The organism is Streptomyces cylindrosporus (genome assembly GCF_022698165.1).
Taxonomy (GTDB): Bacteria; Actinomycetota; Actinomycetes; order Streptomycetales; family Streptomycetaceae; genus Streptomyces; species Streptomyces cylindrosporus.
On sequence record NZ_JALDAY010000001.1, the window covers coordinates 146,170 to 165,372 of the forward strand.

Annotated in this window: 16 protein-coding genes and 2 tRNA genes; 13 read left to right on the forward strand and 5 right to left on the reverse strand. The window is 70.5% G+C overall.

Annotated features, from left to right (window positions below; translation table 11 throughout):
• Nucleotides 1–2 precede the first annotated feature (2 nt).
• Nucleotides 3–734, reverse strand: a complete 732-nt coding sequence (locus MQP27_RS00655) for a hypothetical protein (RefSeq protein WP_242761298.1) — start codon at nt 732–734, stop codon at nt 3–5.
• A gap of 233 nt (nt 735–967) precedes the next feature.
• Here MQP27_RS00655 and MQP27_RS51940 point away from each other — a divergent pair, with 233 nt between their 5' ends.
• Complete coding sequence (locus tag MQP27_RS51940) at nt 968–3,562, forward strand: serine/threonine-protein kinase (protein WP_242759058.1); 2,595 nt, start codon at nt 968–970, stop codon at nt 3,560–3,562.
• Here the strand turns inward: MQP27_RS51940 and MQP27_RS00665 are convergent.
• Entirely contained in the window at nt 3,549–4,970 is a 1,422-nt protein-coding gene (locus MQP27_RS00665; RefSeq protein WP_242759059.1) for an amino acid permease, read from the reverse strand. The genes MQP27_RS51940 and MQP27_RS00665 overlap by 14 nt on opposite strands.
• A gap of 207 nt (nt 4,971–5,177) precedes the next feature.
• Here MQP27_RS00665 and MQP27_RS00670 point away from each other — a divergent pair, with 207 nt between their 5' ends.
• Complete coding sequence (locus MQP27_RS00670) at nt 5,178–5,666, forward strand: ribose-5-phosphate isomerase (protein ID WP_242759063.1); 489 nt, start codon at nt 5,178–5,180, stop codon at nt 5,664–5,666.
• Between the two features lie 32 nt (nt 5,667–5,698).
• The gene (locus MQP27_RS00675) at nt 5,699–6,508 is read left to right on the forward strand and encodes an Fpg/Nei family DNA glycosylase (RefSeq protein ID WP_242759064.1); all 810 of its coding nucleotides are present in this window, start codon (nt 5,699–5,701) and stop codon (nt 6,506–6,508) included.
• A 1-nt stretch (nt 6,509) separates the two neighbouring features.
• On the opposite strand, the gene MQP27_RS00680 is transcribed toward MQP27_RS00675, so the two are convergent.
• Nucleotides 6,510–7,739, reverse strand: a complete 1,230-nt coding sequence (locus tag MQP27_RS00680) for a GNAT family N-acetyltransferase (protein WP_242759065.1) — start codon at nt 7,737–7,739, stop codon at nt 6,510–6,512.
• A gap of 183 nt (nt 7,740–7,922) precedes the next feature.
• On the opposite strand from MQP27_RS00680, the gene MQP27_RS00685 reads away from it, so the two are divergent.
• The 4 genes from MQP27_RS00685 to MQP27_RS00700 all read left to right on the forward strand — a co-directional run bounded on the left by MQP27_RS00685 (nt 7,923) and on the right by MQP27_RS00700 (nt 13,330).
• Nucleotides 7,923–9,104, forward strand: coding sequence for a PP2C family protein-serine/threonine phosphatase (locus MQP27_RS00685; protein ID WP_242759066.1), 1,182 nt, complete (start codon nt 7,923–7,925; stop codon nt 9,102–9,104).
• Nucleotides 9,105–9,221: 117 nt separating this feature from the next.
• Nucleotides 9,222–9,983 carry an ABC transporter ATP-binding protein gene (locus tag MQP27_RS00690; RefSeq protein ID WP_242759067.1) on the forward strand — a complete coding sequence of 254 codons (762 nt, stop codon included), beginning with the start codon at nt 9,222–9,224 and terminating at the stop codon, nt 9,981–9,983.
• 405 nt (nt 9,984–10,388) lie between these two features.
• On the forward strand, nt 10,389–12,863 hold the full coding sequence (locus tag MQP27_RS00695; protein WP_242759073.1) for an FtsX-like permease family protein: 2,475 nt from the start codon (nt 10,389–10,391) through the stop codon (nt 12,861–12,863).
• The gene (locus MQP27_RS00700) at nt 12,860–13,330 is read left to right on the forward strand and encodes an HD domain-containing protein (RefSeq protein ID WP_242759074.1); all 471 of its coding nucleotides are present in this window, start codon (nt 12,860–12,862) and stop codon (nt 13,328–13,330) included. Before MQP27_RS00695 ends, MQP27_RS00700 begins: the two co-directional genes overlap by 4 nt.
• On the opposite strand, the gene MQP27_RS00705 is transcribed toward MQP27_RS00700, so the two are convergent.
• Complete coding sequence (locus MQP27_RS00705) at nt 13,327–14,466, reverse strand: acyltransferase family protein (RefSeq protein ID WP_242759075.1); 1,140 nt, start codon at nt 14,464–14,466, stop codon at nt 13,327–13,329. The genes MQP27_RS00700 and MQP27_RS00705 overlap by 4 nt on opposite strands.
• Before the next feature lie 474 nt (nt 14,467–14,940).
• Between MQP27_RS00705 and MQP27_RS00710 the strand changes: the two genes are divergently transcribed.
• On the forward strand, nt 14,941–15,135 hold the full coding sequence (locus MQP27_RS00710) for a hypothetical protein (RefSeq protein WP_016435177.1): 195 nt from the start codon (nt 14,941–14,943) through the stop codon (nt 15,133–15,135).
• Between the two features lie 88 nt (nt 15,136–15,223).
• A complete protein-coding gene (locus tag MQP27_RS00715) occupies nt 15,224–15,631 on the forward strand; it encodes an SseB family protein (RefSeq protein WP_242759076.1) in 408 nt (135 codons plus the stop codon).
• A gap of 83 nt (nt 15,632–15,714) precedes the next feature.
• Here MQP27_RS00715 and MQP27_RS00720 read toward each other — a convergent pair.
• Nucleotides 15,715–15,788: transfer RNA gene (locus tag MQP27_RS00720), tRNA-Gly, on the reverse strand.
• 130 nt (nt 15,789–15,918) lie between these two features.
• Between MQP27_RS00720 and MQP27_RS00725 the strand changes: the two genes are divergently transcribed.
• The 4 genes from MQP27_RS00725 to MQP27_RS00740 all read left to right on the forward strand — a co-directional run bounded on the left by MQP27_RS00725 (nt 15,919) and on the right by MQP27_RS00740 (nt 19,114).
• Nucleotides 15,919–15,995, forward strand: a tRNA-Pro gene (locus tag MQP27_RS00725).
• Nucleotides 15,996–16,127: 132 nt separating this feature from the next.
• Nucleotides 16,128–17,528: a trigger factor gene (gene tig, locus MQP27_RS00730; RefSeq protein WP_242759078.1), complete on the forward strand. Its 1,401-nt coding sequence runs from the start codon at nt 16,128–16,130 to the stop codon at nt 17,526–17,528.
• Between the two features lie 247 nt (nt 17,529–17,775).
• Nucleotides 17,776–18,381, forward strand: coding sequence for an ATP-dependent Clp protease proteolytic subunit (locus MQP27_RS00735; RefSeq protein WP_188286831.1), 606 nt, complete (start codon nt 17,776–17,778; stop codon nt 18,379–18,381).
• 52 nt (nt 18,382–18,433) lie between these two features.
• The gene (locus MQP27_RS00740) at nt 18,434–19,114 is read left to right on the forward strand and encodes an ATP-dependent Clp protease proteolytic subunit (protein ID WP_308289898.1); all 681 of its coding nucleotides are present in this window, start codon (nt 18,434–18,436) and stop codon (nt 19,112–19,114) included.
• Nucleotides 19,115–19,203 lie beyond the last annotated feature (89 nt).

Below are 19,203 nucleotides of genomic sequence, written 5' to 3' on the forward strand. Positions count from 1 at the left end.
CCTCAGGCGCCCAGCTGCCGGGTCGGCCGCCGGGTCGACCACCACAGGCCGGCCGCACCGGCCGTCAGCAGCGCGGCGCCCGCCGCGCCGAGCGGCAGGATGTCGCGCCCGACGCCGGTCTTCGGCAGCTCACTGGCGCCGCCGCCCGGGGCCACGGGCTTGTTGTCGGTGCCCAGGAGCAGCGGGGTGGCCGGGGCGTTCGGCGACGGGTTGTTCGTACCGAACGGAACCGGGCCCTGCTGCCAGTACGTCTTCTTTCCGTCGCCGGTCTGCACGGGCAGACAGATCTTTCCGGTCTTCTTCAGGTCGAACGTGGCGTCCACCGCGTACGACTTCGACTTACCGGCCGCGAGATTGTCGATCGGGCAGGCGAAACCACTGTTCGAGCCCTCCGGAAGATTCCCCTTGTCGATCGCGGAGCAGCCTTGAACGTTCTTGACCGTAAGGCCGTCGAAACCGACGACCAAAAGCTGGATCTTTCCACTGTCCTTGGTCCCGTCGTTCTTGACGGTGGCCGTGATCGCCGTCTTTTGCGTGCTGTTGTCGACCGAGATCTTCGAAGGCAGGAGCGTGGTCAGCTTCACGCCTGCCGGGGCCTCGTCGATGACCTTTCCCCCCTTGCCGCTGCCAGGCCCCTGGTCGTCCGCGGTGGCGGTGAAGGAAAGGATCATCACCGCCGAAAAAGATGCCGCGACCACAGATCCCGCGATGGTCGTCGTGCGACGAGAACTCATGTTCACATCCCCCTTGGCTGCGCCTGAATTCGCAGTACTTGAAGAGCTACCACAAGATTTCTCCGCACTATGCTGGTACGGCATGAAGTGTGACCATTGTGTTTCACTCGGGGTGGACCGGGCGTGGTCGAGGGGGTGCGGTGGATTTGCCGGGGAATTTGAGGAGCGGCGGTGTTCCAGGGCTTCTGGTGACGGGCCGTTATCGGCTGGTCGAAAGTATCGGGCAGGGGGGAATGGGGCGGGTGTGGCGAGCCGCCGACGAAATGCTCGACCGCCCGGTCGCCGTCAAGGAGATGCGGATAGACGGCCTGGACGCGGAGGACACCCGAACCCGTCGTGAACGCACCCTGCGCGAGGCCAGGGCGACCGCGCGGATCGACCACCCCAACGTCGTACGGGTCTACGACGTGGTGGACGAGGGCGAACGCCTGTGGATCGTGATGGAGTTGGTGAACGGCCGCTCCCTGGAACGGATCATGGTGGAGGACGGCCCGCTGAGCGCGCGTGAGACGGCCCGCATCGGCCTGGGTCTCGTCGCCGCCCTGCGTCAGGTGCACGCCCGCGGAGTCCTGCACCGGGACATCAAGCCGGGCAACGTGCTGGTCGAGGGCGCGGGTGAGCTCGGCGAGCGCATGGTCCTCACCGACTTCGGCATCGCCGCGATCCAGGACGCGAAGGCGCTCACGATGGTCGGCATGCTGGTCGGCTCGCCGGACTACATGGCCCCCGAGCGGGTCTCCGGCCGCCCCCAGGGCCCGCCCTCGGACATCTGGTCCCTCGGCGCGACGCTGTGCGCGGCGCTGGGCGGCCGCTCGCCCTTCTCCCGCGACACGACCCTGGCGACCCTGCACGCGGTCCTGTACGAGGAGCCCGAGATCCCGGCCGCGGCGGGGCCGTTGAGCGAGGTCCTGGCGGCCCTGCTGGAGAAGGAACCGGAGGTCAGGCCGGGCCTGCCCGACCTGGAGGAGGCCCTGCGGCCCCTCGCGTTCCCCGCGTCCACGCCGACGCTGCCGGTGGGCGGGGGAGAAGCGGGGGAGCAGGCGCCGGCCGAGGTGGAGGCCACCGGGGCGGAGGCTGCCGGGGCGGAGGCCGCCGGGGCCGAGCGGGAGACGGACCTCGTCGCCGAGCCGGCAGGAGGGGAGCCGTCAGGAGACCTGGAGTCCGACCCGTCGGTGCCTGAACACGCCGTGGCACTGGAGAAGCGGGCGCCGCGGCCGAGGCCTGGGCCATCGGAAGCGACGGAGGTGCCGGGGACCCGGGAAGACCGGGGAGGCCGGGAAGACCGGGGAGGCCGGGAAGACTGGGAAGGCCGGGAAGACCGGGCGATTCGGGAAGACCAGGCGGTGCGGCAAGCCGAGCAGGTCGAGGAACCGACCCCTCCGGCCCCCTGGCCCCCGAACGAATCACCCACCCCCGCCTACCTGGAGACCCGTTTCGTACGACCCGTCCACGACCCCAGGCAACCCGAGCCGGAGCCCGAGGACGCGATCCCGCCGGACCACAGGGACACCCACGACTTCGGCCACCGCCGGCCACCGGCCCCGCACCCCACCGGCGACCACACACCCGCCGCCTTCCCCACCTCCGACGAGCCGCCCACCCCCAGCGCCTCCACGGAAGTCCCCTCCGAACTCCGCCCGGACGCCCGCTCCGAGACCCCGTCCGTCCCAGCACCACCGCGACCGAACCCGACCCCACACCAGGACGACGCCGCCCACCCGGCAACCCTGGCCCCGCACTCGGACGAACCCGCCGCCCACCCGGCAACCCTGGCTCCGCACTCGGACGATCCCGCCGCCCACCCGGCGACCCTGGCCCCGCATCGGGACGCATCCGCCGTACCGCCGGCAACCCCTGTCCCGGGTCGGGACGCATCCGCCGTACCCCCGGCGTCGCTTGCTCCGCATCCGGACCTATCCGCCGCCCACCCGGCAACCCTGGCCCCGCGCCCGGACGAATCCGCCGCACCCCCGGCGTCCCCCGCCCCGCGCCCCGGCACCCCCGAACCCCCCACCGTAAAGCGCGGCGGTGTCTCCCTGATCCGAGCCTCGGGGCCCGCGACCCAGCGCCCCGCGCACCCGAACGGTGCCGACCACGAGCGTCGTACGCGGCCTGCCCTCGGCTCCCACCCGCTCAGGACACCCGAGCGCCAGGCCGAGCCGTCCGGTCCGGCAGGTCCGGCCGGTCCGCTCGCGCCTGCCGGGCCCCGGCGCGGTCGTCGTCGTATCGGAGTCTTCGCGGGGGCCGGGGTCGCCGCCGTCGCCGCGGTCGTCGTCGTGCTGCTGCTCGCCAACTCCGGGTCGCCCGGCGGCGACAAGGCGAACGGGGCATCGACCTCGCCGTCCGCGTCCGCGTCCGCCACCAGCCCTTCGCCCACCGTCGAGGGCACCACCCGCCCCCGCACCCTGCCCCCCGGCACCCACGAGGAGGCCGGCGGATACGCCTGGGCCACCCCCAAGGGCTGGCGGCGGGACGTGAAGACGGGGGCCGAGGTGCACTACACCTCCCCGGACACCGCCCAGGAACTCGTCGCCAAGTCCTCGGTGGCACGCGGCGACCTGGTGAAGACGTGGGAGCAGTCGGAGCAGAACGCCCGCCAGGGCCGGGACTACCGGAAGATCCGCTTCGAGCAGACGACCTTCCGCGGCAACCCGGCCGTGGTCTGGGAGTACACGGTCACCGTCAACGGCGTCCCCTGGCACGCCCGCCTCCTGGGCTTCAACCAGGACGGCAGGTCGTACCAGGTCAACATCTGGTACCACCCGGACGTGGAGGCCCAGGCGGTCAAGACCTACGACAAGGTCAAGGACAGCTTCACGGTGCTTTGACGGGGTCCTTGGACGTGGCCCGGTCCTCGACCGCGGCCGTCGTCCGTCCGCCGCGCACCCTCTCCTTCACGAAGGCGATGGCCAGTACGACCGCGGCGACCAGCAGCGACAGCAGTACCGTCTCGCGGCCGTCGTGCTCCGTGTCGGTCAGCATGTAGCCGAGCACGAACACGATCAACGCGGCCGTCGCCCAGGTCAGATACGGGTACAGCCACATCTTCACGACCAGCTTCTCCGGCGCCTCGGCCTGGATGATACGCCGCATCCGCAGCTGCGAGAAGCAGATCACCAGCCACACGAACAGGGCCACCGCACCACTGGAGTTGACCAGGAAGAGGAAGACCGAGTCCGGGAAGCGGTAGTTGAAGAAGACGGCCACGAAGCCGAAGACGACGGAGGCCACGATCGCGGCCATCGGCACGCCCCGCGAGGTGGTCCTCGCGAACGCCTTCGGCGCGTCGCCCCGCTGCCCGAGCGAGAAGGCCATCCGGGAGGCCGTGTAGAGGCCGGAGTTGAGGCAGGAGAGCACCGACGTCAGCACGATGAAGTTCATGATCTGACCGGCGTGCGCGATGCCGAGGGAGTCGAGGGCGGCGACGTACGAGCCCTTGTCCTTGATGGACGGGTCGTTCCACGGCAGCAGGGTGACGACGACGAAGATCGAGCCCAGGTAGAAGACGCCGATCCGCCAGATGATGCTGTTCGTCGACTTCGTCACCGCGCGCTGCGGGTCCTCCGACTCGCCGGCCGCCAGCGTCGCGATCTCGCTGCCCATGAAGGAGAAGACGACCAGCAGTACGCCCGTGAGGATCGCGCCGGGCCCGTTCGGCAGGAAGCCGCCGTGGTCGGTGAGGTTGCCCAGGCCCGCCTTGTCGCTGTCGACGCCCGGCAGCACACCGAACACCGCGAGCGCGCCGACGACGATGAACGCGCCGATCGCCACGACCTTGATTCCGGCGAACCAGAACTCGAACTCGCCGTAGGAGCCGACGGAGACGAGGTTGGTCGCGGTCAGCACGACCATCACGATCAGCGCCCAGCCCCACTGCGGCACGGCCGGGATCCAGCCCTCCAGGATCTTGGCGCCGGCGGTGGCCTCCACCGCGAGCACCACGACCCAGAAGAACCAGTACAGCCAGCCGATGGAGAACCCGGCCCAGCGGCCGAGCGCGCGGTCGGCGTGCGCCGAGAAGGAGCCGGAGGTGGGGTTGGCGGCGGACATCTCGCCGAGCATCCGCATCACGAGGACGACGAGCGTGCCGACGAGGGCGTACGACAGGAGGATGCCGGGGCCTGCCGTGGCGATGCCGGAGCTGGAGCCGACGAAGAGGCCGGCGCCGATGACGCCGCCGATGGCGATCATCGACAGATGGCGGTTCTTGAGGCCTGCTTGGAGCCCGGAAGTCATGGGGGGAATTCCTTTGCGCCGGGTGAGCGGTCTCCCGTACTGGGGTCTGTACGAGTCGGGCCAGTGAATCGCAGGCAAAGGAATTCTTGAACCTTTGAATCCAGATCGTTACTTGAGGTTTTCTTGAGGTTCCGTGGTGGGCCTTGGATTTTTCCTGGTCGACACCCCGGGCTGCTGCCCCGAAACCGCCATGTCACACTCGGAGCCATGCGCGTGTATCTCGGCTCCGACCATGCCGGCTTCGAACTCAAGAACCACCTCGTCGAGTGGCTCAAGCAGGCCGGCCACGACCCCGTCGACTGCGGCCCGCACATCTACGACGCCCAGGACGACTACCCGCCCTTCTGCCTCCGCGCCGCGGAGAAGACGGCCGCGGACCCCGACGCCCTCGGCATCGTGATCGGCGGCTCCGGCAACGGCGAGCAGATCGCCGCGAACAAGGTGAAGGGCGTGCGGGCGGCCCTCGCGTGGAGCGAGGAGACCGCGTCGCTCGGGCGGCAGCACAACAACGCCAACGTCGTGGCGGTGGGCGCGCGCATGCACACGCAGGAGGAGGCGACGAAGTTCGTCGAGACCTTCCTGGGCACGCCTTTCTCGGGCGACGAGCGGCACGCGCGGCGCATCGAGATGCTGGCGGAGTACGAGACGACGGGCGACCTGCCGCCGATCCCGGCGCATCACCCGCAGCAGGACTGATCGCCCCCTGGGGGCTGGAAGGAACAGGAACCGTGCCCGAGGGGCATACGATTCACCGGCTCGCGCTGGACTACGCCGACCGCTTCGCCGGCCGCCCCGCACGCGTCACCAGCCCCCAGGGCAAGTTCTCCGACGCCGCCGAGCTGCTCGACGGCTCCCACCTCACCCGTACCGAGGCCCACGGCAAGCACCTGTTCCTCGGGTTCCGGGACACCGACTGGGTCCACATCCACCTCGGGCTCTTCGGCAAGGTCGGCTTCGGTGACGCCCCGGCGCCCCCGCCCACCGACACCGTCCGCCTCCGCCTCGCGAACGGCACGTCGTACGTCGACCTGCGCGGCCCGACGACCTGCGCCCTCATCACGGACGCCGAGAAGGACGCCATACACGCCCGCCTCGGCCCCGACCCGCTGCGCGCCGACGCCGACCCGCAGTCGGCGTACAAGAAGATCTCCCGCAGCCGTACGACGATCGCCGCGCTCCTCATGGACCAGAAGGTGATCGCCGGCGTCGGCAACGTCTACCGCGCCGAGGTCCTCTTCCGCCACGGCATCGACCCCTACCGCCTCGGCAAGGACGTCACCCCGGCCGAGTGGGACGCCGTCTGGACCGACCTGGTCGCGCTGATGCGCGAGGGCGTCCGGAACAACCGGATCGACACCGTCCGCCCCGAGCACACCCCGGAGGCGATGGGCCGCCCACCGCGCGTCGACGACCACGGCGGCGAGGTGTACGTCTACCGCCGCGCCACCCTGCCCTGCCACATCTGCGGCGACGAGATCCACACCGCCGACCTCGCCGCCCGCAACCTCTTCTGGTGCCCTTCCTGCCAGCGGCGCTGAGCTAGAACCCGTGCGGCAGCCAGGGTGCCGCGGTCGACGTGAACGCGAGCGACGCCTCCGTCAGCGCGCCCTGCCGCAGCTCCCGTACCCGGCCGGCCGCGGCGAGCGCTCCCAGGGTCACGCCGCCGAGGTACGCCGAGCCCAACTCCCGTACGGACAGGGCGAGATCGGCCGTGTCCTCGGTCCGCTCGCAGGACGCGCCCTTCGCGTCGCCGGTCAGCCGCCAACGCCCGCCGTTCCAGGGGCAGAAGGCGTCCTCGACCTCCAACACCACGTCCACCGGCGCCTGGTACGTACGGGCCTCCAGCGCGCCGCCCACGTCCACCAGACGGACGTACAGCGAGTCGCGGAGCCGCCGGCCGCACCGCCGCAGGTCGGACACCATGTACTGCCACGCCTCGTCCACCGGCCGCCCGCGCGCGCTCAGCGTCGACGTCAGGTCGATGTCGAACAGGAACCGCCACAGCGCGGCGTGCGCCGCCGGGTCCAGGGCCTCGGCGTCCGACAGGACCACCGTGCCCTTGGGGCCCGCGTGGTCCCACTCCGGCTTGATCCGGAACCGCGCGTACCCGACGACCTCGCCCTCCCGCTCCGCGAGCACACACTGCAGCGGCGAGGCCCCGTCCCGCTCACCCTCCGGATCGAGCACCCACAGCCGCTCCCAGCCCGGGATCCGCGCCACCATCCCCGGCCGCCGGGACACCAGCCGCGCGTACACCGCCTCACAGGCGCCCAGCGCCTCGGTCGGCGAGGCGTACCGCAGCCGTACGTCGTCGGTGCCCGGCGGCACCGACAGCGTCACGCGGGACGTGTCGATCTCGGCGTTCACGTGCTGCGTCGCGGCGCCGTACCCGAACCGGCCGTAGATCTCCGGCTCGGACGCCGTCAGCACCGCCAGCGGCTCGCCCCAGGACCGTACGTCGTCCAGCTGCCGCCGCATCATGGACCTCAGCACCCCGCGCCGCCGGTGCGTCGCGGCCACGCTGACCATGGTGACGCCGGCCGCGGCCACCGAGGCCCCGCCGGGCACCGTCAGCCGGAAGCTGAACGCCCCGGCGGTCCCGACGCACCGGTCCCCGTCCCAGGCGCCGACGGACCGCTCCGTCTCGGTGATCTCACGCCAGAGCGCCCGCTCCTCGGCGGACTCCGGCATTCCGCCGAAGGCCCGGAGCAGGTTGTCGTACCACTCGTCCCACTCGCTCTCCGCGAGCGCCCGCAAGTCAGTCCCCATGAACCATGCCTACCAGGGCCCCGCGGGGCGAGCGAGGGAATTTCTCCGGACAATTCGTGAACGCCCCTGTGCAAAACGGGGCGTTCACGGTCCGAAGGGTGACTGTGAAGTTGAACCTCGGATGGGGGACAAGTCGTACCTCCTGTGCCAAGTGGCGGGTCCGACGGATAAGGTCCCGAACTAATGGCAGCAGGACGAGAGCGGCGCGCGGCGGCCGAGACGTTCACGGCCCGGTTGAGGATCCAGTGGCACCGGGCCCGCGTCGGCCTGCGCAGAAGCGCCGTGGACTACTTCCGCGGCGACGGCTCGGACTGGGTCGCGCTCGCCGGACTGCTGCTGACCATCCCCCTGATCGCGGGCGTGACCCTCGTGAACTCCGTGTGGTGTTCACCGGCCGCCCTGGTCGTCCCGATCGTCGCGGGCGGGCTGCTGCTGCGCCCGGCCAGCCTGCTCGGCCTGTACGCGGCCGCCGCCACCGCGCTGATCGTGGAGTCGGTCAAGCTCGGCCCGTACACCGAGGGGCCCTCGCGGGTCACGCCCGGCGTGGTGCTGGTCGTGGCCGCCTGCGGGTTCTTCGGGCTGCTCGTCGCGCAGTTCCGCAGCCGGGTCGGTGTGCCGTGGCGGCGCGGCGGGACCATGCTCTTCGACCTGCGCGAGCGGATCCGGGTGCAGAGCAAGCTGCCCACGCTGCCGGACGGCTGGCACCGCGAGATGGCCCTGCGGCCGGCCGGCGGGCAGTCCTTCTCCGGCGACTTCGTGGTGGCGTCCCGTACGAACGGCGGCCGCACCCTGGAGGTCGTCCTGACGGACGTCTCCGGCAAGGGCATGGACGCGGGCTCGCGGGCGCTGCTGCTGTCGGGCGCCTTCGGCGGCCTGCTGGGCTCGCTGCCGCCGCACGCCTTCCTCCCCGCGGCGAACGGCTATCTGCTCCGCCAGGACTGGGACGAGGGCTTCGCGACCTCGATCCACCTGGTCCTGGACCTCGACTCCGGCGACTACGAGCTGTACTCGGCGGGCCATCCGCCGGGCCTGCAGCTGAGCGCGGGCAGCGGACGCTGGGAGGAGAAGGCGGCCGAGGGCCCGCTGCTGGGCGTGTACGACGGTGCCCAGTTCGACCCCGTGAAGGGGTCGCTGCGGCCCGGTGACGTGTTGATGCTGTTCACGGACGGGCTGGTGGAGACCTCCGACCGGGACATCGTCGAGGGCATCGACCGCCTCACCGGGGAGGCCGACCGGTATGTGGCCGGCGGCTTCCACGGCGCCGCCTGGCACCTCATCGAGGCGGTCGCCCGGGACGTCAACGACGACCGGGCCCTGCTGCTGATCTGCCGCGAGGGCCCGACGGCGGCGGCGAAGCCCCTGTAGACCAGGGTGCCAAGGGTGGGGTTTACCCCCGCCCGCATCCGCCAGCCGCCCTCATCGCCCGATCCCACCCCCGGTCCGTAGCTTCGAAGCACCACCCCGGACCGGAAGGAACCAGGCATGTCAGGCGACTGGGCCGTAGAACTGCACGGAGTCCGCAAGCGCTACGGCCGCGGCGGCAACGCCGTGCACGCCCTCCGCGGCATCGACCTCACCCTCCCGCCCGGCTCCTTCACGGCGGTGATGGGCCCCTCCGGTTCCGGCAAGTCCACGTTCCTGCAGTGCGCGGCCGGCCTCGACCGCCCCAGCGCCGGAACCGTCCGGCTCGGCGGCACGGACATCACGGGCATGAAGGAGAACAAGCTCACGGCCTTGCGCCGCACCCGCCTGGGTTTCGTCTTCCAGGCCTTCAACCTCCTCCCCTCCCTCACGGTCGAGCAGAACGTCGTCCTCCCGATGCGCCTGGCCGGCCACCGCCCCGACCGCCACCGCACCGCCGAGGTCCTCGCCCAGGTCGGCCTGGCCGACAAGGCCCGCCGCCGCCCCGGCCAGCTCTCCGGCGGCCAGCAGCAGCGCGTCGCGATCGCCCGCGCCCTGGTCACCCGCCCCGACGTCGTCTTCGCCGACGAGCCGACCGGCGCGCTGGACACCACCACGGCCGCCGAGATCCTCACCCTCCTGCGGGACGCCGTCGACACCCACGGCGCGACGGTCGTCATGGTCACCCACGACCCGACGGCAGCGTCATGGGCGGACCGCGTCCTGTTCCTGGCGGACGGCGAGATAGCGGCCCACCTGAACCGCTCCCCGGCCTCCCACATCGCGGCCCACATGACGGCACTCACGACTCCGCGGACGGCGTACGCGGAGACGGCCGCGTGATGACCATCGACCGAGGGCCGACATGGGCGATGGACGAGGACGCGGCACTGGCCATGGACGGCGCGGCTGCACTGGCCGTGGGCCGCGCGGCGGTACTGGCCGTGGGCCGCGCGGCTGTACTGGCCATGGACCGCGCGGCCGCACTGGCCTCGGACGTCGGCGCCGCAGAGGGCCCGAACCACGGCGCCATACCGGCCATGGACCACGGTGCCGCACCGGCCACGGCCCACGGCGCCGACCGGCCACGGACCACGCGGCCGCACTCGCCGACGGCGCCCAGCCCCCACAGGGGCCACCCGCACCCGACCACGATGGCCGCACGGGCGGTGCGGGTGGGAAACCAAACCGGGCCGAAGGCCCGGTGCCCACCAACCCACCCGCACCCGACCCCGACCGGACACCCCCATGCTGACCCCCAACGGCCTGGCCCGCGCAACGCTCCGTTTCCGCCCCTCCACCTTCGCCGGCACATTCATCGCACTCGCGATGGCCGCCATGGTGGTATCGGCCTGCGGCATCCTCCTGGAAACCGGCATCCGCGCCACCGTCCCACCCACCCGCTACGCCGCCGCCCCCGTAGTCGCCGCCGCCGACCAACGCGCCCCCTACGGCCACGGCGACGACGCCGACAGCGAACCCCTCCCCGACCGCGCCCGCCTCGACGCCGACCTCGTGGAGAAGGCGGCCTCAGCCCCCGGCGCACGCACCGCCGTCGCCGACGTCACCTTCCCGGTCGGCGGCCCACACGGCACCCACTTCACCGCCCACAACTGGAACTCCACCGCCTTCACCGGCGAGAAGCTCACCGCCGGCCACGCCCCCGCCCCCGGCGAGGTCGTCCTCACCAACGGAACCAGCGGAACCCACGGCGCCCACGGCGCCCACGGCACCCACGCCACGGTCGGCTCCGACATCACCCTCACCACCCCCGACGGCCCCCGCACCTACCGCGTCTCCGGCACGACCGCAGCCACCTCCGACACCCTCTGGCTCGCCGACTCCGACGCCGTACGGGTCTCCGGCCACCCGGACCGCGTGGACGCCATCGCCGTACTCCCGAAGCAGGGCGTCAGCACGGCGACCCTCAAGTCCCAGGTCGCCCAAGCCCTCGGCGCCCACGCCAAGATCCACACCGGCGACGACCGCGGCACCGTCGAGGACCCCCTCCTCGCCGAGGCCAAGGAGACCCTCATCGGCATCGGCGGCTCCTTCGGCGGCGTCGCCACCATGGTCGCCGTCTTCACCGCGGCCGGCACCGTCGCCCTCGCCGTAGGCCAACGCGCCCGCGAGTTCGCCCTGTTGCGCGCCATCGGCACCACCCCGCGCCAGGTCCGCCGCACGATCGCCACCGAGACCCTCCTGGTCGCCCCGCTCGCCGGCGCCCTCGGCTGTCTGCCCGGAGTCGCCCTGGCCCGCTGGTGGTTCGGCCAGCTCCAGGACAGGGGAGCGGTACCGGACGCCGTCCGGTTCTCCGTCTCCTGGATCCCCCTCGTCTCCGCCGCCGGCGCGGTCCTGCTCACCGCGCTCCTCTCCGGCTACATCGCCGCCCACCGCAGCTCCCGCATCAAGCCCGGCCAGGCGCTCGGCGAGGCCTCGGTCGAACGGCTGCGCCCCGGCTGGATCCGTACACCGCTCGGCGTCGCCGCCGCGGCCGGCGGCTTCGTGTGCGCCGGCCTGTCCGCCTCCCTCAACGGCGAGGACGCGGCCAACGCGGCCCTCGGCGTGGTCTTCCTGTTCATGCTCGCCGTCGCGCTGCTCGGCCCGTTCGTCGCCCGCGCCTGCGCCGGCCTGATCGGCCTGCCCCTGCGCGGCGCCGGCGCCCCCGCGGCGCTCGCGGCCGCCAACTCCCGTACCAACGCCCGCCGTCTGGCCTCCGCGATCACCCCGATCGTGCTCGCCATGGCGTTCTCCTCGGTGCTGATCTTCATGCAGACCAGCACGGACCATGTCACCGCCGCCCAGCAGCGCGACGGCATCCTCGCCGACCACATGGTGACCGCGGACCCGGGCCTGACCCCGGACGCCGTACGGCAGGCGGCCCGCACCCCCGAAGTCACGGCCGCCGTCGGCCTGTTGAAGACCTCCGTGCTCGTCCCGGCGTCCGGCTCCCTGGAGCAGGCGACGGCACAGGGCGTGACGGGCTCCGTCCGCGACCTGACCGCCGTACAGGATCTCGACCTCAAACACGGCCGACTGTCCCTGAAAAAGGGCGAGATCGCCGTCGACGCCAACCTTGCCGACACCACCCACGTCAAGGTCGGCGACCGCCTGCACCTGCGGCTGCCCGACGGCACGAAGGCCGCGCCGGTGGTCGTGGCGACGTACGGACGCGGCATGGGTCTGTCCCAGATCACGATGGCCCGCGGCGATCTCGCCACCCACGTCAGCTCGGCCTTCGCCACCGAACTGTGGACCAAGGGCGGCACGGAGCAGGCGCTGAAGGCGTACGGCACCGTCCTGGACCGCGGCGACTACACCACAGCGCAGTCCCTGGACCGGGAGCTCAACGCCTGGGCCAACGGTGTCATGGCCGGCGTCCTCGGCGGCTTCGCGGCCGTCGCCGCCGTCAACACCCTGGTGATGACCGTCCTCGACCGCCGCCGCGAACTCGGCACGCTCCGCCTCATCGGCTCCACCCGCCGCCAGGTCCTGCGCATGATCCGCTGGGAGGCCCTGATGGTCGCCCTCGCCGGCATCGCCCTCGGCACGGGCATCGCGCTGGCCACGCTGGTCCCGATGATGAAGGGCCTGACCGGGCAGGGCCCGTACATACCCCCGCTGGTGTACGGCACTTTCGCGGGCGCGATCGTCGTCCTCGGGGTGACCGCCGCGACCCTCCCGGCCCGCGCGGCCCTGCGCAGGGAGACACTGGAGCAGTGACCGCGACCCCACCACGGCTGACCCCGGCCGAAGTCGAGACGATCGCCCGCGCCGCCCACGAGGGCCAGACCGACAAGGCGGGACGGCCGTACGCCGAACACCTCCAGGCCGTCGCCGACGGGGTACGCGCGCGTGGCGGCGACGAGGAGCAGATCGCGGCGGCCTGGCTGCACGACGCGGTGGAGGACGACGCCCTCTCCGAAGAATGGCTGGAACAGGCCGCGTTGAGCCCCCGCACGAAGGCCATCGTCCTCGCCGTCACCAAGCGCCCGGGGGAGCCTCCGGAGACGTACGCGGAGCGCATCCGCAGCACGCCGGGAGCACTCCTGGTCAAGGAGGCGGACCTCGCCCACAACGCGGACCCGGCCCGCCTGGCCCGCCTGACCGACGAGGCCACCCGCAGACGACTGACCGAGAAGTACGCACACATGCGCGCACTTCTCGGTCTGGAGGAGGGTCGGTCCTAACTCCGGGCGTTGGCCGGTTCCCGCTGCTCGGACTTCTGCCGCTCCCGCGCCAGTTCCGCGGGATCCGGCTTGAACGCCCACTTCATCTCGGGCTCCATCGCGAACCGGAACACCCGCTGTACGGGCCTGGTGCACAGCACCGTGACCGCCGCGGCGAAGGTGACCGTCACCGCGATCTCGCCGAGCGGCCGGTGCATCCAGTCGTGGTCGAACCAGCCGTAGAAGTCACCGGCCTTCACCAGGAAGCCGTGCAGCAGATAGCCGTACAGCGTGCCCGCGCCGAGCGCCGTGAACCACATCGTCCGGCGCGGCACCCAGGCGAAGAAGCAGGCGGTCAGCAGCAGCGAGCAGCCGAACAGCGCCAGCGTCATGACCGGCCCGGCCCACCACGGCGCGCCCAACTCCTGCGCGGAGTCACGGTGGTAGAACCACGCCGTGTTCATGCGCGGCACCGCCCACCACCCGACGGCGAGGGCGGCCGCGAACACCGGCACCGACAGGATCCGCATCGCGCGCGTGCGGACCATCCGGAAGTGCTCGGGCCGCATGCACAGCCCCAGCACGAAGTACGGCAGGAACTGGAGCACCCGCTGCAGATCGAGGTCGTCGCCGATGTCCGGCGAGACGGAGGCGAGCATGGCGATGCCGAGCGCGAGCGGCAGCGGCCACCGGAAGCTCTTCCACAGCGGGGTGGTCAGCCGCCAGACGAACAGCGCGACCAGGAACCAGGTGAGGTACCAGGGGTCGAGCAGGCTGATGTCCATGCCCGGGTCGTGGTCGCCGTACCGCTTGAAGAGCGAGTACGCCGTCTCGAACACGACATACGGCACCAGGACGCCGGTGACGAGCCGCCGCAGGCGGTCGGGGCGCATGTCGAAGCTGCGGGAGAAGTAGCCGGAGATGACGATGAACGCCGGCATGTGGAAGGTGTAGACGACCGTGTACACGCCCTCCAGGACGCGGCTGTCGCCCTTCAGCGGCTCCCAGGAGTGGGCCATCGCCACGAGCACGATCGCCAGGTACTTCGCGTTGTCGAAGAAGGCGTCGCGCTGCGTTCTCGGCGCTCCGGACGGCGGCGACTGTGCCGGGGGGAGCGGCGTTCTGTGCTGACCGGGGGACGAGGCGGCGTGAAACATCTGAGGCACCCTAGCGTCGTCTGTGGGAATCCGTAAAACCGCCCACGTCATTCCTGCTTTTCGCCTTCGAGTACCCGCGAATACCTTGCGTATCAGGGAAGTTGACATCACCACAGACTGGCGTTATGCACCTTTTAGTCCGGATGAATCATGACAACTGGGTGCATTGTGCGGCGGTTTTGATGTGCCCGTGGCAACAATTCGAAATACCTGCGAACGGGTTGTGTGGACATGGAAACGAACCGGTCGAATTCCCTGTGCGGCTGTCCCTCGAATTGCCGTGCGGACGGCACCGGTCGGTGATCCGGGCGTGCGGTCGCGTGCATGGCGCAGGCAAAGGTAGGGCACAGTGTGGCCGACGATGCCTCACCTGCCGCATACGCGGGCCTGGTTGGTGGCACGATGGTTCTGGCGGGGGTGTGCGGGGCCGGCACCTCCGGGCCGGGAGCGGACCGACCAAGGGTGTGATCAGTTGTGGCCATTTCACTGTCAGTGGTGCTGCTGTTGGCGATCATCCTGGTGGTGTTGATCCGAGGAGGATCGATCAAGGCCGGCCCCGCCATCGTCGCGGTGCTCTTCGGCTTCTTCCTGGCGTCGACCGGCATGGCCCCGTCGATCAACAGGTTCCTCAACTCGATAGCCGAAACGATCAACTCGATCAGCTTCTGATCGATCAGCTTCTGACCCGCATGACCGGGCCGATCCGGGGTAGGCGCGATCTATCTGGTGGCGGCTCGTCCAGCAAGGGTGCGGAGTCATGACGGAGATCCCGGCCGAAGTGTTCGAAGCGGTGGCGCGGGACGCTCTGCGGGATCTCGCCACGGCACCCGACAGCCGGGCACTGGAGGCGCTCGCGGGTTGCGATGTGCTCATTCCGGCGGTGAGCGGGATCCGCTACACCCGCGGCCGCGGTGAGTACGTCAGGCTGGTGCTGCCGGTGATCGAGGGCCTGAACGACGCCCCGAAGGTCATGGTCTTCACCTCGGAGGAGCGGATGCTCAAGGCCTTCCCCCAGGTGCCCTGCTACCGGCCCGTCACCCTGCGACAGCTGGCCCAGCACTGGCCGACCGACGAAGTGGTGCTGTCCATCGACGCCGGCCACGAGGACTCGCTGACCCTGTCCGCCCACGAGGCCCGTTGGTTCCTCGCCCGCTGCCTCGTCTGAGCAGGGCCCCGCTGAGAACGGCCCCACCCGCGAACGAAAGGCCCGGAGAGAGTGGACGAACCTCTCGCCGGGCCTTCGCCGTGTGGAGCGGGCGACGGGAATCGAACCCGCGTAGCTAGTTTGGAAGACTAGGGCTCTACCATTGAGCTACGCCCGCACAGCAGGCGCCGCAGGTCGGATGACCGCGGCACTGAAGGCATCGTAGCGGGTCGCCCCGCTCCGCCGCACACCCCGTTAATGCGGCAGCCGCACTGCCTGCGGGCATGTACCCTACGTGTCGCACCAGACGGGGTGTGGCGCAGCTTGGTAGCGCGTCCGCTTTGGGAGCGGAAGGCCGTGGGTTCAAATCCCGCCACCCCGACCAGCTGATCATCCCCAGTGATCGCCAGTGATCGCCTTTGGGGCGTGTCGCCGCTGCCGTTACTATGCAAGCTGCATGCCCGTGTGTCTCTGTGCCGGGCACGATCCCTAAAGTCAGCCCCAAGGAGACCGAACCGTGAAGAGCGCCGTCGAGACCCTGAACCCGACCCGGGTTCGGCTCAGCATTGAGGTGCCCTTCGAGGAGCTCAAGGACAGCCTCGACGCGGCGTACAAGAAGATCAACCAGCAGGTCACGGTGAAGGGCTTCCGGAAGGGCAAGATCCCGGCGCGCGTCATCGACCAGCGGTTCGGCCGCGGTGCGGTCCTGGAGGAGGCGGTCAACGACGCGCTTCCGAAGTTCTACACGGAGGCGGTCAACGAGGCCGAGATCGACGTCCTCGGCCAGCCCGAGGTCGACATCACGGAGCTGAAGGACGGCGAGACGCTGAACTTCACCGCCGAGGTCGACGTCCGCCCCGCCCTGGAGATCCCGGACTACTCCGGCATCGAGGTCGAGGTCGACGCGGTCGAGGTCACCGACGAGGACATCGAGAAGTCGGTCGAGCAGCTCCGCGAGCGCTTCGCCTCCACCTCCCCGGTCGAGCGCGCCGCCGAGGACGGCGACGTGGTCACCATCGACCTGCAGGCCAAGGTCGAGGGCGAGGTCCTGGAGGACGGCGTCGCCGAGGGCGTCTCCTACACCATCGGCTCCGGCGAGCTCCTCGACGGCATCGACGACGCCGTCAAGGGCCTGTCCGCCGGCGAGGAGGCCACCTTCACCTCCGAGCTCAAGGGCGGCTCCGCGGCCGGCAAGGAGGCCGAGGTCACCGTCAAGGTCACCCAGGTCGCCGCGCGCGAACTCCCCGAGCTGGACGACGACTTCGCGCAGCTCGCCTCCGAGTTCGACACCCTGGAGGAGCTGAAGGCCGACAGCCGCAAGCGCCTCGAGAACATGAAGCAGTACGACCAGGCCACCCAGGCCCAGGAGCGCGTCCTGGAGAAGCTCCTGGAGCTCGTCGAGGTGCCCGTCCCCGAGAAGCTGCTCGAGGACGAGATCAACACCCGCAAGCACAACCTGGAGCACCACCAGCTCGGTCAGATGGGCCTCGACCTCGCGAAGTACCTGGAGATCCAGGGCAAGACCGAGGAGGAGTTCGAGACCGAGACCCGTGAGGCCGCGGTCAAGGGCATCAAGACCCAGTTCGTCCTCGACGAGCTGGTCAAGCAGGAGAAGCTGAACGTCAACCAGGAGGAGCTCACCGAGCACCTCATGCGCCGTGCCGCCTCCTCCGGCATGTCCCCCGACCAGTTCGCCCAGGCGGTCGTCGAGGGCGGCCAGGTTCCGCTCCTGGTCGGCGAGGTCGCCCGCGGCAAGGCCCTCGCGGTCGTGGTCGAGGCCGCCACGGTGAAGGACACCAACGGCGAGGTCATCGACCTGGACGACGAGGACGAGGTCGAGAGCGCCGCTGACGTCGCCGCCGAGGCCACGGAGGCCGACGCCACCGAGGCCGACGAGACGGAGAAGACCGAGGGCTGACACCCACGGCACTCCTGACGGACGTAGGACAGGGCTCCGGGGACGCTTGCCCCGGGGCCCTGTCGTCTTCCGGCACCGCTACGCCCCCGGCGAACACCCCCCTTACCGGGATTCCCCGAAGGGAGCAGCGCGTTAGGGTCCATGAATACGAGGGCAGTGGAGTCCCCGGACCTCCCGCCCCCGAAGGCAAACGTGAAGACGGCCCGGCGCCGTCGTAAGACGAGCAGGTGGATACGTGACGAATCTGATGCCCTCCGCCGCCGGCGAGCCTTCCATCGGTGGTGGCCTCGGCGACCAGGTCTACAACCGGCTGCTCAACGAGCGGATCATCTTCCTCGGCCAGCCGGTCGACGACGACATCGCGAACAAGATCACCGCACAGCTGCTGCTCCTTGCCGCGGACCCGGACAAGGACATCTACCTCTACATCAACAGCCCCGGCGGCTCGATCACCGCGGGCATGGCGATCTACGACACCATGCAGTACATCAAGAACGACGTGGTGACCATCGCCATGGGCCTCGCCGCCTCGATGGGCCAGTTCCTGCTCAGCGCGGGCACCCCGGGCAAGCGCTTCGCGCTCCCGAACGCCGAGATCCTGATCCACCAGCCGTCCGCCGGCCTGGCCGGCTCGGCCTCGGACATCAAGATCCACGCCGAGCGGCTGCTGCACACCAAGAAGCGCATGGCCGAGCTCACGGCGCAGCACACCGGTCAGTCGTTCGAGCAGATCACCCGCGACTCCGACCGCGACCGCTGGTTCGACGCCGACGAGGCCAAGGAGTACGGCCTCATCGACGACGTCATCACGACGGCCGCCAACATGCCGGGCGGCGGCGGCACCGGGGCCTGAGACCCCCGCACAAGCCCCTCAGCCGACCGCCCAAGCTCCTAGGAGAGAGACAGTGAACGACTTCCCCGGCAGCGGCCTGTACGACCGCACACGCGCCGAGTACACGGGTCCCGCGGCGGAGTCCCGTTACGTCATCCCCCGCTTCGTCGAGCGCACCTCGCAGGGCATCCGCGAGTACGACCCGTACGCGAAGCTCTTCGAGGAGCGCGTGATCTTCCTCGGCGTGCAGATCGACGACGCCTCCGCCAATGACGTCATGGCGCAGCTGCTGTGCCTGGAGTCGATGGACCCCGACCGGGACATCTCGGTCTACATCAACAGCCCCGGCGGCTCCTTCACCGCGCTGACGGCCATCTACGACACGATGCAGTTCGTGAAGCCCGACATCCAGACGGTCTGCATGGGCCAGGCGGCCTCCGCCGCCGCGATCCTGCTGGCCGCCGGTACGCCGGGCAAGCGCATGGCGCTGCCGAACGCGCGCGTGCTGATCCACCAGCCGTACAGCGAGACGGGCCGCGGTCAGGTCTCCGACCTGGAGATCGCCGCCAACGAGATCCTGCGGATGCGCTCGCAGCTGGAGGAGATGCTGGCCAAGCACTCCACCACGCCGATCGAGAAGATCCGCGAGGACATCGAGCGCGACAAGATCCTCACCGCCGAGGAGGCGCTCTCGTACGGGCTGATCGACCAGATCATCTCCACCCGGAAGATGAACAACGCGGCCGTCCGCTAGTCGGAGGCTGTATTGTCTGCCGCCCCTTGGCACGGTTGGTGGCCTTTGACACGCTGCACGTCAAAGTGAACCGCGCCAAGGGGGGCCCG